The organism is Microbacterium sp. S308A+ (genome assembly GCF_049800815.1).
In the GTDB taxonomy this organism is placed as follows: Bacteria; Actinomycetota; Actinomycetes; order Actinomycetales; family Microbacteriaceae; genus Microbacterium.
This window is the reverse complement of record NZ_JBNAFT010000002.1, coordinates 460,199-475,493: the sequence shown is the minus strand read 5'-3', so window position 1 is coordinate 475,493 and position 15,295 is coordinate 460,199. Positions and strand designations below refer to the sequence as shown.

The window sequence follows — 15,295 nt, the reverse complement described above, 5'->3', positions numbered from 1 at the left end:
CTGATTCTTTCGCTATCATCAAGGAATGGCTGCCAACGGACTCGAGCTCGCGACCCTCGGACACCGCATCCGTCATCACCGCACGCAGAGCGGTCTGACGCTTGATGAGCTGGGAGCGACGGTCGGCGTCGCCGGATCCCAGCTCAGCCTCATCGAGAACGGCAAGAGGGAACCCAAGCTCTCCCTGCTCCAGGCGATCGCCGAGGCGACGGGCACGCAGGTCTCCGACCTCATCTCGAACGAGCCGCCCAACCGTCGCGCCGCGCTCGAGATCGAGCTGGAGCATGCGCAGCGCAGCTCGGTGTTCCGTCAGCTGGGCGTCGCCCCCGTCCGGGTCACCAAGGGCATGTCAGACGAGACGATCGAGTCGATTCTCGGCTTGCATCGTGAGCTGCATCGTCGCGAACGCGAGGCGATCGCGACGCCGGAGGAGGCACGCCGCGCCAACACCGAGCTCCGCGTGCGGATGCGCGAGCACAACAACCACCTGCCGCAGATCGAGCAGCTGGCAGAGAAGCAGCTCAAGGCCGCAGGGCACAGCACGGGGGCGCTCACGCACCGGACCGTGAGCATCATGGCCGAGCAGCTGGGCTTCGAGCTCCTGTACGTCGACGACCTCCCGCACTCGACCCGGTCGGTCACCGATGTGGAGAACGGCCGGATCTATCTCCCGCCCGCCTCCATCCCCGGCGGTCACGGGCTGCGGTCGATGGCGCTGCAGGCGATGGCGCACCGCCTCCTCGGCCACACGCCTCCGACCGACTACGCCGACTTCCTCCAGCAGCGTCTGGAGATCAACTACTTCGCGGCCTGCTGCCTCATCCCGGAGACGGCGGGCGTCGCCTTCCTGCAGCAGGCGAAGAAGGACCGGAACCTCGCCGTCGAGGACTTCCGCGACGCCTTCGGGGTCACGCATGAGGCCGCGGGGATGCGGATGACCAACCTCCTCACCGAGCACCTCGGCATGCGGCTGCACTTCCTCCGGGTGGACGAGACCGGCGCGATCACCCGCGTCTACGAGAACGACGACCTCCCCCTCCCCATGGACGTCACCGGCGCCGTGGAGGGCCAGCGCGTGTGCCGGAAGTTCTCGGCGCGTGCCGCGTTCAGTCAGCAGAACCGCACCACGGAGCACTATCAATACACCGACACGCCCTCCGGGACGTTCTGGTGCTCCACCCAGACCGGCTCGGCCGACGGCGGAGGCTTCTCGATCACGGTCGGGGTGCCCTTCGACGACGCCCGGTGGTGGCGCGGCAGGGAGACGACGCATCGGGCGACCTCGACCTGCCCGGACGACTCCTGCTGTCGTCGCGCGCCGGACGGGATCGCGACGCGATGGGCCGGAAAGGCCTGGCCGAGCGCCCGGGTGCACACCCACATGTTCTCCCCGCTCCCCCGCGGCGCGTTCCCCGGCGTCGACGACAACGAGGTCTACTCGTTCCTCGATCGTCACGCCGGCGAATAGCGGCAGCGCGACGGCACGGCGAGGCAGCGCGCAGGCGACGGTTCCGGGTGCGCCGTCGGGTCGGTCAGGCGAGGAAGTCGGCATAGCGCCGGAGAGCGGCCGAGACGTCCTCCGGCGCGACGACGGCGGCCACCGGCTCGCCGAGCGCGGCGAAGAGCTCGGCCACCGGATCCTCGCGATGGCGTCCCACGGCCGCGGAGTGCGCCCAAGCGCCGACGACCCGGCCGCCCGCGATGAGGCTCGCCCGCACCATGCCGTTCTTCCCCGGCCCGATCAGGGCGGCCGCCGAGGCCGAGGCGACGGGACCGCGGTCGGCGTAGGAGATGTAGTACTCATCGAACATCGGCAGCGCGTGGACAGCGGTGTCGTCCGCGCCGCGCGCTCTGCGGGGCGCGGACGCAGCCAGGAAGACCCCCGGTTCCGGCTCACGGACCCGGCCGGCCGCGCGCTCGACCGCCTCCCGCGCCACTCCCAGGGGGAGCCCTGCCCACCAGGCGAAGTCGGCGGCGGTGGCCGGACCGTGTCCGTCGACGTAGCGGATGAAGAACTCGGCGAGCGGGTCGTCCGGCTCCGGCGCCTCCGGGACGTGCGCGTCGGCGAGGACGAACAGCTGCTCACGGGACACCGCGCCCGGCCGTCGGACGACCGGTCCCTGCACGAGCACACCGTGCAGCGACAGCGCGCAGAGGAGATGTACCCCGCGCTGCCCGGCCGGATCGATGCCCAGCTCCTCGATGTCGGCGAAGAGCTGAGCCCTGGTGCGCCCTCCGTCTGCCAGCCGCTCGCGCAGTCGGCGCTCGACGAGGCCGATCATCTCGGCGTCGATGCCGAGGGATCGATGCCGGGTCGCCGCCTGACGCAGCTGCCGTTCCGCCGTCACCGACAGCATCCAGCGGAGGTCGGCGGCCGGGACGATGTGCAGCGTCCCGCGCATGGTCCAGGACCGCACGAGGTCGCCGCGCGCGAAGGCGGCGTCGACACGGGACAGGCGCGGGGCGCCGGTGGTCCGCACGCCGAGCGCCCACCGTCCTGCCAGGAAGTCCTGCGCCTGCACGGCCAGCATGTGCCTCGCCGTCCCGACGACGGTCGAGGCCGGGGCTGTGAGCCGATGGGCGCGCAGCCGCTCGGACAGGAGGGTGCTCATGCGCCCATCCTGCCCTGCTCCGTCGACATCCCGTGCTGGCAGCGCCGCCTTCAGCCGCGCAGGGTCACCTCGCGCCGCACCGGCAGCACGACGGGATGCGACCCGGCCATCGTCTCGATCACGCGTACCACCTGGCACGAGTAGCCGTACTCGTTGTCGTACCAGACGTAGAGGACCACGTCCCGGTCGTTCGCGATGGTCGCGAGCCCGTCGACGATCCCCGCACGATGAGAGCCGACGAAGTCGGTCGAGACGACCTCGGGCGACTCCACATAGTCGATCTGCTGACGCAGCTTCGAGTGCAGTGAGACCCGACGGAGGTAGTCGTTGAGCTCGTCCTTGGTGGCCGGGTTCTCCAGCGCGAGATGCAGCACGGCGAGGGAGACGTCGGGCGTCGGCACACGGATCGCCGAGCCCGTGAGCTTGCCGGCGAGCTCGGGCAGCGCGCGGGCGACGGCCTTGGCCGCTCCGGTCTCGGTGATCACCATGTTCAGCACCGCCGACCGGCCACGTCGATCCCCCTTGTGGAAGTTGTCGATGAGGTTCTGGTCGTTCGTGAAGGAGTGGACGGTCTCGACGTGACCGCGCACGATCCCGTACGCCTCGTCGACGGCCTTGAGCACCGGGGTGATCGCGTTGGTCGTGCACGAGGCGGCAGAGAGGATCCGGTCGCCTTCCTCGATGCGGTCGTGGTTGATGCCGTGCACGATGTTCTTCAGATCGCCCTTGCCCGGGGCCGTGAGCAGAACGCGGGCGACGCCGGAGGACTCCAGGTGGCGGCGCAGCCCCGCCTCGTCGCGCCAGCGGCCGGTGTTGTCGACCACGATCGCGTCATGGATGCCGTACGCGGTGTAGTCGACAGTGGCGGGGTCGTCCGAGTAGATGACCTGGATCCGCGTCCCGTTGGCGATGATCTGGTTCGCGGCCTCGTCCACGTCCACTGACCCCTCGAAACGGCCGTGGACGGAGTCGCGCAGCAGAAGAGAGGCGCGCTTGACGAGGTCGTTCTCAGATCCCTTGCGCACGACGATCGCCCGCAGCCGCAGACCGCTCCCTCCGCCGGTGTGCGCGATGAGGATGCGCGCGAGGAGGCGCCCGATCCGGCCGAAGCCATAGAGGACGACATCGGTGGGCTCGGCGGCGACGGCCACGCCGGTGAGGGCGGGGGCGAGCACGCGCCGCAGATGCGTGCGGAGGTCCTCCCCGCTCTCAGCCGCTCCCGCAGCCAGTCGCGCGACGTCGAGGGAGGAGGCGGAGGGGGCGAGGTCGCGAAGAGCCTCGAGCACCGCGAGGGTGTCCTTGAGCGCGGCCTCGCCGTGGCCGAGGCCGGCGATCCGCTCGTGCACCTCGAGCAGCCCGGTCGTCGAGAGCCCGAGCAGGCGATGGCCGTGCAGCGAGGTGACCACGTCGTGGTCCCGCTTCAGCCCGCCGATGAGCGGGATCATCCGCTCCGCCAGCTCTTCCCGTGCGTTCCAGTCGTCGCGGTGTGCCGCGAAATCGTTCATCAGCGTCCTTGCATGCGATTCGTGCGCCGTGGGATGCCGGCGCGGTGGTGAGGGCGGATCGTCCCTCACCAAGGGTACGCGGCGCGCGGCGTCCCTCCGGACGTCCCTCGTTCAGGAACGCGCCAGAAGCCAGGCTCACGCACCCGCGCTCAGGCGAGCACGGCGATCGCCTCGCGCAGGAGACCGCCCGACGCCGCGAGCGCCGTGCGCGCCGTCTCGGGCTCAGCCCCGGAGATCAGCAGGAGGAGGGCGAGTTTCACCGACCCCTCCGCACGGCCGAGCGCGGCGACCGCCTCGTCGATCGAGCATCCGGTGAGCTGGGTGATCGTGCGCACCGAGCGCGCCCGCAGCTTCTCGTTGGTCGCGAGGAGGTCCACCATCACGCCCTGGTAGGTCTTGCCGAGCTTGATCATCGACAGTGTCGAGAGCATGTTGACGACGAGCTTCTGCGCCGTCCCCGACTTCAGACGGGTCGAGCCGGTGAGGAACTCCGGCCCGACCTCCACGTCGATCGCGATGTCGGCCGCGGCACCGATCGCCGAGGAGGCGTTCGCGGCGACCGCCACCGTCAACGCCCCGGCCGCGCGCGCCGCGGCGAGCCCGCCGAGGACGTACGGCGTCCGGCCCGAGGCCGAGATGCCGACCACCGTGTCCTCGGCGCGCACGCCCAGGGCGCGGAGCGCGGACACCGCCTCCTCGGCGTCGTCCTCGGCGTTCTCGACCGCGGAGCGGATGGCGACGTCCCCTCCGGCGATGATGCCGACCACCTGTGACGGATCCGTGCCGAAGGTCGGCGGGCACTCCGAGGCGTCGAGCACGCCGATGCGTCCCGCCGTCCCCGCGCCGAGGTAGATCAAGCGGCCGCCTCGACGGAACCGTGCGGTGATGGCGTCGATGGCCTCCGCGATCCGTTCCGCCTGCGCGGCGACGGCACCGGGGACGCGGGCGTCCTCGGCGTTCATGCGCCGGACGAGGTCGATCGTGGGCAGAAGGTCGAGATCGCCTCGCCCGGTGTCGGCGGTCTCGGTGGCGAGGCCTGCCAGCTCGTCGATGAGATCTCGGAGGTGGACGACGTCATCCTGCACGGTGCACGAACCTTTCGTGGAGGGGAGCCCGGTTCTCGGCGATCATCGCCGCACCGGTGAGGGCGTCGCCCGAGGAGGGGCGGACGTCGAGATCATGGGCGGCGAGCGCCTCGGAGACCGCGGCGCGATAGCCGGAATGGTCGAGGAGGCCGCCGTGGAGGGCGACAGCCGCAGAAGGCGTCCTGTCCCCGTCCGCCGCAAGGTGCGTGGTCGCGGCGCGCGCCGTGGCCGCGAGCAGGCGGACGCCCTCGTCCCGGATCGCGACGGACACCGGGTCTCCCGCATCCGCCAGGTCGAGCACGAGAGGCGCCGCGGTCGCGAGCCGTCGAGCGATCGGCGTGTCGCCTGCGAGCCAGGTGATCGGAGAGTCCGCGGCGCCGAGGTGGTCCGCGAACGCGGCGGCGAGCGCGGTCTCCGGCCCCAGCCCGTCTCGAGCGCGAAGCACGGCGCGAGCCGCCTCCCGCCCGAGCCAGGAGCCGCTGCCGAGGTCGCCGAGCTCGGGGCCCCAGCCGTCGGCCTGCCGTGCGCCGTGTTCGTCGACCCCGAACCCCACCGCGCCGGTCCCCGCGATGAGCAGGACCCCCGGTCCGCCGCGCAGCGCGCCGGCGTGCGCGGTCACGACGTCGGAGGCGACGGCGACGGGGGCGCCGACGGCGTCGGCCAGGATCGCCGCAAGCAGGGCCGAGGCATCAGGGTCGGCGAGCGCACCCGCGGCACCGACGCCCACGCGCAACGAGGGCGCGTCCGAGAGCGCGACGAGCGCCTCCTGCAGCAGGCCACGGATCGCCGCGACCGCCTGCTCCACACCGCCATCGACGGCCAGCCCCGGCGTGCCGGGACCGTCGCGGAAGATGCGGGGGCCGTCGCCCTCGACGGCGAGTCGGCAACGCGACTTCCCGAGGTCGACGGCGACGGTCGCCGAGACATGCATGGAAACATGCTACATAATTGACCCATTGAATGGAACAATGTTTCAGGTGAGCATCCAGACCACGATCGACGCCGCGTCCGCCACGCTCCCGCCGTCCCAGTCGCGCATCGCCGTCGCGATCCGCGAGCGTCCCGGCATGGCTGTCGAGATGACGATCACCGAGCTCGCCGAGGCGTGCGGGTCCTCCGTCGCCTCCGTCGTGCGTTTCTGCCGTGCGATCGGACTCGGCGGCTACGGAGAGCTGCGTCGAGCCCTCGCCTCGGAGCTCGGACGGGAGTCCGCCCAGTTCACCGGATCCGCGGACTACGGCTCGGACATCCGTGCCGAGGACTCGCTGCGGGAGGCGGTCGAGAAGCTCGCCGCGCTGGAACGCCTCGCCCTGGAAGAGACGATCGCCCGCCTCGACGACACCGTGCTCGAGGCCGTCGTGGACGCCGTGGACGGCGCGGACCGGATCCTCCTCTACGGGATCGGCGCGAGCTGGTACGTCGCGGCGGACCTCGGCCACAAGCTCCTCCGGATCGGACGGAGCGCGATCGTCCTCGCCGACCCGCACGAGGCGCTCTCCTCGGCCGCCGTCCCTGCCCCCCGCACGGTCGCGATCGCCTTCTCCCATTCCGGAGCGACCGACGAGACCGTACGGTTCGTGGCCACCGCGCACGAGGGGGGCGCCACCACGATCGGCGTCACCTCCTCCCCCTCGTCCGCGCTGGCGCACACCGCCGACCACGTCCTGTTCACCTACGCCAGGGAATCGGCGTTCCGGGCCGGCGCGATGGTGAGCCGGATGGCGCAGCTCGCCGTCGTCGACGCGGTCTTCATCGGAGCCGCCCAGCGCCGCCACGACGAGACGATCGACGCCCTCAGACGCTCCCGCGACGCCACCGCCTCCCTGCGTCGCATCTGACATCCGTGCCCCGACGCCCCGACGCCCCCCCTGGAGAAGACCCGTGTCCATCCCCTCCGCCACCGATCCCCTCATCGACGAGCTCCGCGCCCTCCTCGGCACGGAGGCCGTGCGCGACCGCGCGATCGACCGACACGCGGCCGCGCATGACGCCTCGCACTACCTGCTGCTCCCGCGCGCGGTCGTCGTCGCCGAGGACGCCGAGGCGGTCGCGCGCGTGCTCGCCGCGGCGAACGACGCCGGCACCCCCATCGCCTTCCGCTCCGGTGGCACGAGCCTGAGCGGCCAGGCGAGTGCCGACGGAGTCCAGATCGACACACGCCGCGCGTTCCGCCGGATCGTGATCGAGGACGACGGCGCGCTCGTACGCGTCCAGCCGGGGGCGACGGTCCGGCAGGTCAACGCACGGCTCGCGCGGCACGGGCGTAAGCTCGGCCCCGACCCGGCGAGCGAGATCGCGTGCACGATCGGCGGCGTGGTGGCGAACAACTCGAGCGGCATGTCCTGCGGCACGGAGCAGAACACGTACCGCACCATCGCCTCGATGACCATGGTCCTCGCCGACGGGACGACGCTGGACACCGCCGTCCCCGACGCCGACGCGCGCCTCCGCGCCGCCCGCCCCGCTCTCCACGACGCCCTCGCCGGACTCCGTGACCGGGTGCGGGCCGACGCCGCGTCGGTCGCGACCATCAGGCGGCTCTTCGCGATCAAGAACACGATCGGCTACGGCGTCAACGCTTTCCTCGACTTCGACGACCCAGTCGACATCCTCGCCCACCTGCTCGTGGGCAGCGAGGGAACTCTCGGATTCGTCGCCGAGGCGGTCTTCCGCACCGTCCCCGCGCATCCGCGGGTCGCCACCGCGCTCCTCGTCTTCCCGTCGCTGCGCAAGGCTACCGAGGCCCTTCCCTCGCTCGTCGCCACGGGTCCGGCCGCGATCGAGCTCATGGACGCGGCGAGCCTGCGCGTCGCCCGGACGACGCCGGACCCGGCGGGCGGGATCGCGGCGCTGGAGGTCGCGGAGCACGCGGCCCTCCTCGTCGAGTACCAGGAGCCGGACGAGGAGGCGTTGCGGGCACGGATCGCCGACGCCGACACCCTCCTCCCCGCCCTCTCCCTCACGCTTCCCGCCACGTTCTCGAGCAATGCCGCGACACGCGCCGGGCTCTGGCAGATCCGGAAGGGTCTCTACACCACGATCGCGGGCGCCCGCCCTTCCGGCACCACGGCACTGCTGGAGGACGTCGCCGTCCCGGTCGAACGTCTGGCCGACACCTGCACAGCCCTCACCGCGCTCTTCGACGCGCACGGGTACGTCGGATCCGTCATCTTCGGCCACGCCAAGGACGGGAACATCCACTTCATGATCACCGACCGCTTCGACACCGTGGAGGGGAGGACACGGCTGGCGGCGTTCACCGACGACATGGTCGACCTCGTCCTCGCACAGGGCGGAGTGCTCAAGGCCGAGCACGGCACCGGTCGAGCGATGGCCCCGTTCGTCAGGCGCCAGTACGGCGACGAGCTCTACGCGGTGATGCAGGAGCTCAAGCGGGCCTGCGACCCGCGGGGGATCCTGAACCCCGGAGTGCTGCTGACCGATGACGACGAGGCACACCTGCGCGACATCAAGGTGCCCGTGCCGGTGGAGGAGGAGGTGGACCGCTGCGTCGAGTGCGGCTACTGCGAGCCGGTCTGCCCGAGCCGAGATCTCACCCTCACCCCGCGGCAGCGGATCGTCGTGCGCCGTGCCGCTGAGCAGGCGCGCGCGGCGGGCGACACCGCGCTCGCCGCCGAGCTGGACGACTCCTACCGCTACGACGGCGTGGAGACCTGCGCCGTCGACGGCATGTGCCAGACCGCGTGCCCGGTGCTGATCAACACCGGGGACCTCGTCCGGCGGCTCAGGGCGGAGCGCGCGAAGGCGCCGGCCGCCACGGTGTGGAACGCGGCGGCCGGACATTGGGGCACGATGACGCGCACCGCGGCGACCGCCCTCTCCGTGGCGAAGGCGACGCCGGCGCCGCTCGTCACGATCGCGAACACGGCGGCCAGAGCCGTCCTCGGCGCGGACACCCTTCCGTTGTGGAGCGAGGACCTTCCCGGCGGAGGCACCCGTCGCGGATCCGTCGCCGTCTCGACGCCTGCCGGAGAGGCCGACGCGGTATACCTGCCGTCCTGTCAGAGCGCGATGTTCGGGCCGGCCGGCGAGGGGCCGGGGCTCCAGCGCAGCTTCCAGGACCTGTGCGCCCAGGCGGGCGTGCGCCTGCACGTCCCCGACGGCATCGACGCGCTGTGCTGCGGCACCCCGTGGTCCTCCAAGGGGTACCGTCCGGGGAAGCAGCGCATGCAGGACCGTGTGGTCGCCGCCGTCGTCGCGGCCTCCCGCGAGGGGGCGATCCCGGTCGTGTGCGACGCGTCCTCCTGCACGGAGGGCTTCCTCGGGCTCCTCCGCGACGCTCCGAGCGCCGAGCCGCTGCAGATCGTGGACGGCGTCGCATTCCTGCGTGACCGTGTGCTCCCCGCGCTCGGCGATCTCCCGCGCGCCGCCTCGATCACGGTCCATCCGACGTGCTCCTCCACTCATCTGGGATCGACCCCGGCGTTGCTCGCCCTGGCCGGCGCCGTGGCCGAAGAGGTCCATGTGCCGGACGCCTGGGGCTGTTGCGCCTTCGCGGGCGACCGCGGGATGCTCCACCCCGAGCTCACCGCATCCGCGACCGCGGCCGAGGCGGCCGAGGTGCGCGAGATCGACGCCGAGCTGCACGCATCGTGCAACCGCGCATGCGAGCTCGGGATGAGCCGGGCCGCCGAGCGTCCCTATCGGGGCATCGTCGAGGTGCTCGCCGCCGCCGCGTCCCGCTGATCCGGCCGCCGGTCCCGCGCCGCGCCTCGGGGCCGGTCAGTCGGCGCGCGTGACGAAGGCGCCCGCGCCGACGAGGGCGTCGGCGGTCGCCACGATCGTGTCCCGCATGACCGCCGCCGCCCTGGTGGGCCGGACGTCGGCTCGGTGTGCGAGACTCACCGTGCGGCTGAGCCGCGGCGACGCGAGCGGAGTGGCCCGCAGCCCGTCCCGCCCGATGCTCATGGTCGCCGGGATGATCGCGATCCCCACGCCCCGCTCCACGAAACGCAGGACCGCGTCCATCTCGGGGCCGTCCACGACGATGGCCGGCGTGAGCCCCGCAGCGGCGAAGGCCGCGTCCGTCGTGGCCCGCAGGTCGTAGCTGCGCGGGAACGCGACCTGGGGGATCCGCGCGACGTCGGCGAGCATGAGCGGCCCGCGGCCGATCAGCGGCGGATGTGAGGCTGCCGAGACGACCACGAGCTCCTCGTTGAGCAGCGCCATGCGTGTGAGGCTCACCGGGATGACGGCGTCCGCATCCGAGGAGGTCACGAGGGCGAGATCCAGCGCGCCCTCGCCGAGCGCGGCGATGAGCCCCCGGGATCCGCGCTCGACGATCTCGATCGCGACCCCGGGATGGGCGATCCGGAAGGCGGCGAGCGCCTCCGCGACGATGCTCGCGCACAATGACGGCGGGGTGCCGAGGCGCACCCTTCCCTGCCGCAGCCCGGCGATCTCGTCCATCTCCTGACGCACCGCCTCTGCATCGGCGAGCATGCGCCGCGCATAGGGCAGAAGCGTCTCCCCCGCCGAGGTGAGCGCGATGTTGCCGCGCGCCCGATGGAAAAGGTCCGAGCCGAGCTCGCGCTCCAGGGTGGAGATCTGCCGGCTCAACGAGGGCTGGGCCAGGTGCAGATCGGCGGCCGCCCTGGTGAAGCTGCCGGTGCGAGCGACCTCGACGAAGCCGCGGAGCTGTTCGAGGTTCATAACCATAGCTTAGCCGCATCGATACGACCAGGATTATGCATTGGAGTAATGAGTACGCCGCTTCTAGCGTTGATCGCATGAAGCACACGCGCACCCCGGGCGCTCCGGGAGCAGAACGCCTCGTCTCCACCTCCGTCCTCGTCATCGGCACCGGCGGGTCCGGCCTGCGCGCCGCCATCGAGGCAGCCGAACAAGGGGTCGACGTGATCGCGGTGGGCAAACGCCCCCGGCACGACGCGCACACCTCCCTCGCCGCCGGCGGCATCAACGCGGCTCTCGGCACCATGGACCCCGCCGACAGCTGGCAGCAGCACGCCGCGGACACCATCAAGGAGAGCTACTTCCTCGCCGACCCGCGCACGGTCCAGATCGTGACCCAGGGCGCGGAGGATGGCATCCGCGACCTCGAACGCTACGGGATGAACTTCGCCCGTGAGGACGACGGTCGCATCTCGCAGCGGTTCTTCGGCGCACACACCTATCGCCGCACGGCCTTCGCGGGGGACTACACCGGGCTGGAGATCCAGCGCACCCTCGTCGACCGGGCCGAGGAGCTGCGGATCCCGATCATGGACACCGTGTACGTCACGCGTCTGCTCGTGGACGACGGCACGGTCTTCGGCGCGTACGGGTTCGACCTCGTCGACGGCACGCGCTATCTCATCCGCGCCGATGCGGTCATCCTCGCCGCCGGCGGCCACAACCGCATCTGGCGCCGCACCTCGTCCCGCCGCGACGAGAACACCGGAGACTCGTTCCGCCTCGCCGTCGAGGCCGGCGGACGGATCCGCGACCCCGAGCTCGTGCAGTTCCATCCGTCCGGGATCATCGAGCCGGAGGACGCCGCGGGGACCCTCGTGTCCGAGGCCGCGCGGGGCGAGGGCGGGATCCTCCGCAACGCGCTCGGCGAGCGCTTCATGTCGCGCTACGACCCGGAGCGGATGGAGCTCTCCACCCGCGACCGCGTCGCCCTCGCGGCCTTCACCGAGATCGCGGAGGGACGGGGGACGCCCCGCGGCGGCGTCTGGCTGGACGTCTCGCACCTCCCCCGCGAGACGATCATGACGCGGCTCCCCCGCGTCTACCAGACGATGCTCGAGCTGCAGATGCTCGACATCACGACCGATCCGATCGAGATCGCCCCGACCGCGCACTACTCGATGGGCGGCGTCTGGGTGCATCCCGAGGACCACCGGACCGACGTGGACGGCCTCTACGCGATCGGCGAGGCCGCCAGCGGACTGCACGGCGCCAACCGGCTCGGGGGGAACTCCCTCATCGAGCTGCTCGTGTTCGGGCGGATCGTCGGCCGTGCCGCCGCGTCCCGGGCGAGGGACGCCGACGCGCCGCGACGCTCCCCCGCCGCCGTCGCGCAGGCCCGCGCCGAGATCGACGATCTCCTCGCCGCCGACGGCCCGGAGAACGTCAGGGCGCTGCAGCGGGCGATCCGCGACACCATGACCGCCCACGCCGGCGTCGTGCGGAACGAGGAGGGGCTGCGCACCGGCCTCGCCGAGCTCGACGCGATCGAGGCCAGGATGGCCCGCATCGGGATCCACCCCGACCTCGCCGGGTTCCAGGACCTCGCACATGCCTTCGACCTCCGCTCCTCCGCGCTGGCCGCACGGGCGACTCTCGAGGCCGCGCTCGAGCGCAGGGAGACCAGAGGCTGCCACAACCGCAGCGACTACCCCGACCTCGATCCCGCCCTCCAGGTGAACCTGGTGTGGTCGCCCCGGACGGGCGTCGTCCGAGAGGAGATCCCGCCGGTGCCGGAGGAGATCGCCGTCCTCATCCGCGACGTGGACACCGCCGGCAAGCTCGTCGAGTGAGACGTCGGATCGGCCGCGCTCTGTCGGACCGTATCGCGCACGCGGTCCGACAGAGCTGCATCAGCCCGGCGCTCGTCGCGACGGGACGACCGTCTCGACGGCGCCGGTGCCGCGCGGCTCCGGCAACCGCGCCGGGGCCGTGACGCTGGCGGTCGTGCGCAGGAACACGATGATCCAGCTGAAGATGAGCACGGCCGCGATGAGCTCGACCGCGGTGAGGTTGTAGTACCCGACGGCGAAGAGGATCGCGAGCAGGGCGATCACCGCCACGTACACGTACCCGAGCCCGAAGAACACCCGCGGCAGGCGGGGCAGCAGCCCCAGGGAAGCCCGCAGACCACTCCCGCGAAGCACACCGCCATCCCGGTCGCGACGGTGTTGTGCAGGAGGAAGAACACGTCCACCGGGAACACGCCGACGGCCGCGAGCAGCAGGCCGATGAGGATCAGGCCGACCCGCACGACGAGCCGTCCCCGACGCTGGCGCCGCTCGTGCGCCGGAAGCCCCGCGGTGGCGTAGCGGGCGAGGGTCGCGACGATGATCCCGGACAGCACGAGCATCGGGTTGAACACGGACGAGGCCTCGTTGGTCGTCATCCCCAGCGCCGACAGGTTGTCCTGCCACCAGTGCGCGTCGCTGGAGGCCAGCATGCTCGCGAAGGCCCCCACGACGAGGAAGACCGCCAGACCCAGCGAGAGCGACATCGGACGGAGCTCGGTCGCGGCGAGGAAGGCCACATAGGCGGTGACGGCGAAGGCCACGCCGACGAGGACCGACCCGGGGAACGCGAAGACCGGGGCGTCCGTGAAGCACAGTGCGAGGAGCTCGGCGACGCCCAGCCAGCCCAGCAGCGCGATCGTCGAGTAGGCCGCGCCGATCGCGACCAGGTCGTACCAGCGAAGACGGTCGCCGGGGACGCTGAACCCGTCGCGGGGCTCGTCGGGCGACCCCGCGACCGGCCGCACCACCACCCGCCCGAGCACGAAGGCGACGGCCGTGACGATCGCCCCGCCGCCCGCCGCGTACCAGCCGATCGAGCCCGCTCCGGTGATGGCGAGCGTGCTGCCGGCGAACAGCAGATACGACACCGGGAACCCCACGGCGAAGGCCGCCGCCCCGAGGAGCAGGGCGATGGACTCCACCGTCTCCGTGGACCGCGCCGGCGTCCTCAGCCCCCGGAGGAGCTCACGGACCCGCCGCGCCCGGGTCCTCCACCACTCCGGCATCGTCTCTGACCGGATCCGCCTGCCGTCTGCGCCGTCCACAGTCCTTCACTGTAGGACGCGACGCGCGAACCTCGCACCGATCCGGCCGGTCGGCGACCCTGCCGCCCCTCGACGCTGGCGGCCCGCCGGTCATGCCCCGCCCTCGGCGCCGTCTACGCTGAGGGCATGGCCCAGACCTTTCGCGCCCGCGCCCTGCTGCTCGACATGGACGGAACCCTCGTCGACTCCACGGCGGTCGTCGAACGGCTCTGGCTCCAGTGGGCGAAGCCGCACGGCCTCGACACGAGACGGGTGCTGGAGGTCGTGCACGGACGACAGGGGCACCAGAGCATGGCGATCCTGCTCCCCGAACGGGACCACGCGGTCAACCTCGCCGAGAACGACGAGATGCTGGCACGGGAGAGCGGCGACGTCGCCGGCGTGGTCGAGATCCCCGGCGCCGGCGTCTTCCTCGCCGCGCTGCGGGGCCTGCGCCACTCGATCGTGACCTCGGCCAACGTCCCCCTCATGACGGCCCGGATGCGGGCGGCCGGCCTCGTCGTCCCGGCCGAGCATGTGACCGCGGAGGACGTCACCGCCTCCAAGCCCGACCCCCAGGGCTTCCTCCTCGGCGCCGAGCGCCTGGGCGTCGCTCCCGCGGACGCGATCGCGTTCGAGGACTCCGCGGCCGGCATCGCTGCCGCCCGCGCCGCGGGCATGCGGGTGGTCGGCGTCGGCGAGGCCTCTGCGGCCCACTCTCCCGATGTCGTCGTCCCCGATCTCACCTCGGTCGAGGTCGCCGCGGACGGGGACGACATCCTGCTGACCGTCCGCTGACCCGGAGCCCGTCCCGCCCGCGTCCTGGCCTCAGCGGTCCGGCGTGCGCATCAGTCGCCAGATCAGCCAGGCGGCGCACGCAGGGACGAGCACGACGACGCCGACGATCCCGGCATGCCAGAGCTCGTAGGACGCCGGCACGAGCGGGTTGCGCGCTTCTCCGGCGCCGGAGGCGGTTGACGCGATCGACGATCCCACGGCCGAGACGACGGCGGTCACGACCGCGACGACCACCGGCAGCAGGAGGGCGACCGCCTTCTCCCACCGTCGCCAGAGCCTGCTCGTGAGCACCATCACGACTCCCACGAGCCACCCTGCGACGGGGGCCAGAAACCCGCCGAAGCCGAGGAGGAGGGCCGCGATCAGGCCGTACGCCTTCGACTCGACAAAGGAGCCTGCCGGACGCCCGTCCACGGCCGCCGCCCCGGACGCCGGCACGGATGTCCCGGCCCCGTCCCGTGCGGAGTCCGTCATCATGCGGGACAAGCTACCTCCTCCCTGCCGAGGGGATCAAGGCCCCGCGGAGGGCCTCACGGCGCCACGGAG

13 protein-coding genes and 1 pseudogene are annotated in these 15,295 nt (G+C 72.1%); 6 read left to right on the top strand and 8 right to left on the bottom strand.

Annotation, left to right across the window (positions count from 1 at the left end; genetic code table 11):
• Positions 1-25 precede the first annotated feature (25 nt).
• Entirely contained in the window at positions 26-1,468 is a 1,443-nt protein-coding gene (locus ACP15J_RS07980) for a helix-turn-helix domain-containing protein (protein WP_424936477.1), read from the top strand.
• A gap of 64 nt (positions 1,469-1,532) precedes the next feature.
• Here the strand turns inward: ACP15J_RS07980 and ACP15J_RS07975 are convergent, their stop codons facing one another.
• From ACP15J_RS07975 to ACP15J_RS07960, 4 genes are all read right to left on the bottom strand, one after another.
• Positions 1,533-2,612, bottom strand: a complete 1,080-nt coding sequence (locus ACP15J_RS07975) for a winged helix DNA-binding domain-containing protein (RefSeq protein WP_424936476.1) — start codon at positions 2,610-2,612, stop codon at positions 1,533-1,535.
• 50 nt (positions 2,613-2,662) lie between these two features.
• Positions 2,663-4,117: a glyceraldehyde-3-phosphate dehydrogenase gene (locus ACP15J_RS07970; RefSeq protein WP_424936475.1), complete on the bottom strand. Its 1,455-nt coding sequence runs from the start codon at positions 4,115-4,117 to the stop codon at positions 2,663-2,665.
• A gap of 149 nt (positions 4,118-4,266) precedes the next feature.
• Positions 4,267-5,202: an N-acetylmuramic acid 6-phosphate etherase gene (gene murQ, locus ACP15J_RS07965; RefSeq protein WP_424936474.1), complete on the bottom strand. Its 936-nt coding sequence runs from the start codon at positions 5,200-5,202 to the stop codon at positions 4,267-4,269.
• Complete coding sequence (locus tag ACP15J_RS07960) at positions 5,192-6,133, bottom strand: N-acetylglucosamine kinase (protein WP_424936473.1); 942 nt, start codon at positions 6,131-6,133, stop codon at positions 5,192-5,194. The genes murQ and ACP15J_RS07960 overlap by 11 nt, the downstream gene beginning before the upstream one ends.
• A gap of 46 nt (positions 6,134-6,179) precedes the next feature.
• On the opposite strand from ACP15J_RS07960, the gene ACP15J_RS07955 reads away from it, so the two are divergent.
• Positions 6,180-7,040, top strand: a complete 861-nt coding sequence (locus tag ACP15J_RS07955) for a MurR/RpiR family transcriptional regulator (RefSeq protein WP_424936472.1) — start codon at positions 6,180-6,182, stop codon at positions 7,038-7,040.
• A 49-nt stretch (positions 7,041-7,089) separates the two neighbouring features.
• A complete protein-coding gene (locus tag ACP15J_RS07950) occupies positions 7,090-9,909 on the top strand; it encodes an FAD-binding and (Fe-S)-binding domain-containing protein (protein ID WP_424980915.1) in 2,820 nt (939 codons plus the stop codon).
• Positions 9,910-9,945: 36 nt separating this feature from the next.
• Here the strand turns inward: ACP15J_RS07950 and ACP15J_RS07945 are convergent, their stop codons facing one another.
• Positions 9,946-10,875: a LysR family transcriptional regulator gene (locus tag ACP15J_RS07945; RefSeq protein WP_424936470.1), complete on the bottom strand. Its 930-nt coding sequence runs from the start codon at positions 10,873-10,875 to the stop codon at positions 9,946-9,948.
• 35 nt (positions 10,876-10,910) lie between these two features.
• Here ACP15J_RS07945 and ACP15J_RS07940 point away from each other — a divergent pair.
• Both ACP15J_RS07940 and ACP15J_RS07935 read left to right on the top strand, forming a co-directional pair.
• A pseudogene (locus ACP15J_RS07940) lies at positions 10,911-12,140 on the top strand (FAD-binding protein); the annotation flags it as partial.
• 231 nt (positions 12,141-12,371) lie between these two features.
• Entirely contained in the window at positions 12,372-12,707 is a 336-nt protein-coding gene (locus ACP15J_RS07935) for a hypothetical protein (RefSeq protein ID WP_424980914.1), read from the top strand.
• Positions 12,708-12,767: 60 nt separating this feature from the next.
• On the opposite strand, the gene ACP15J_RS07930 is transcribed toward ACP15J_RS07935, so the two are convergent.
• Both ACP15J_RS07930 and ACP15J_RS07925 read right to left on the bottom strand, forming a co-directional pair.
• Positions 12,768-12,977, bottom strand: a complete 210-nt coding sequence (locus ACP15J_RS07930; protein ID WP_424936468.1) for a hypothetical protein — start codon at positions 12,975-12,977, stop codon at positions 12,768-12,770.
• Positions 12,968-13,972 (bottom strand): hypothetical protein, encoded by a 1,005-nt coding sequence (locus tag ACP15J_RS07925; protein WP_424936467.1) that lies wholly within the window; start codon positions 13,970-13,972, stop codon positions 12,968-12,970. The genes ACP15J_RS07930 and ACP15J_RS07925 overlap by 10 nt, the downstream gene beginning before the upstream one ends.
• 126 nt (positions 13,973-14,098) lie before the next feature.
• Between ACP15J_RS07925 and ACP15J_RS07920 the strand changes: the two genes are divergently transcribed.
• Positions 14,099-14,749 (top strand): HAD-IA family hydrolase, encoded by a 651-nt coding sequence (locus ACP15J_RS07920; protein WP_424936466.1) that lies wholly within the window; start codon positions 14,099-14,101, stop codon positions 14,747-14,749.
• A gap of 30 nt (positions 14,750-14,779) precedes the next feature.
• Here ACP15J_RS07920 and ACP15J_RS07915 read toward each other — a convergent pair whose 3' ends face one another.
• The gene (locus tag ACP15J_RS07915; RefSeq protein WP_424936465.1) at positions 14,780-15,226 is read right to left on the bottom strand and encodes a hypothetical protein; all 447 of its coding nucleotides are present in this window, start codon (positions 15,224-15,226) and stop codon (positions 14,780-14,782) included.
• Between the last annotated feature and the right edge of the window lie 69 nt (positions 15,227-15,295).

Bases quoted from the DNA above. Each gene is read 5' to 3' on its own strand.
- ACP15J_RS07980 (WP_424936477.1), top strand. From the start codon at position 26: ATGGCTGCCAACGGACTCGAGCTCGCGACCCTCGGACACCGCATCCGT.
- ACP15J_RS07975 (WP_424936476.1), bottom strand. From the start codon at position 2,612: ATGAGCACCCTCCTGTCCGAGCGGCTGCGCGCCCATCGGCTCACAGCC.
- ACP15J_RS07970 (WP_424936475.1), bottom strand. From the start codon at position 4,117: ATGAACGATTTCGCGGCACACCGCGACGACTGGAACGCACGGGAAGAG.
- ACP15J_RS07960 (WP_424936473.1), bottom strand. From the start codon at position 6,133: ATGCATGTCTCGGCGACCGTCGCCGTCGACCTCGGGAAGTCGCGTTGC.
- ACP15J_RS07945 (WP_424936470.1), bottom strand. From the start codon at position 10,875: ATGAACCTCGAACAGCTCCGCGGCTTCGTCGAGGTCGCTCGCACCGGC.
- ACP15J_RS07920 (WP_424936466.1), top strand. From the start codon at position 14,099: ATGGCCCAGACCTTTCGCGCCCGCGCCCTGCTGCTCGACATGGACGGA.
- ACP15J_RS07915 (WP_424936465.1), bottom strand. From the start codon at position 15,226: ATGATGACGGACTCCGCACGGGACGGGGCCGGGACATCCGTGCCGGCG.